Source organism: Halorubrum sp. SP9 (genome assembly GCF_005435015.1).
Taxonomy (GTDB): Archaea; Halobacteriota; Halobacteria; order Halobacteriales; family Haloferacaceae; genus Halorubrum; species Halorubrum sodomense.
This window is the reverse complement of record NZ_SGXU01000838.1, coordinates 1-207: the sequence shown is the minus strand read 5'-3', so window position 1 is coordinate 207 and position 207 is coordinate 1. Positions and strand designations below refer to the sequence as shown.

Sequence of the window (207 nt, the reverse complement as noted above, 5' to 3'; positions counted from 1 at the left end):
CAAGCAGCATTATTTAACAATGCCGAACGGAGTATACTTGCTGATAAAAGCCGCCTCAAGCAGGTGTTTGAGAACCTGTTTCGGAACTCAATCGAACACGGCGGATCTGATGTGACTGTGACGGTCGGGGAACTTGACGACGGGTTCTATATTGAGGACGATGGTCCGGGTATTTCGTCCGAGGAATATGATGACATCTTTGAGGCC

General features: G+C 48.8%; 1 protein-coding gene. It reads left to right on the top strand.

Translation table 11 applies throughout. The features are described 5' to 3' along the window. The coding region (locus tag EXE45_RS19490; protein ID WP_137695237.1) for a HAMP domain-containing sensor histidine kinase at positions 1 to 207 on the top strand (207 nt) is incomplete at both ends.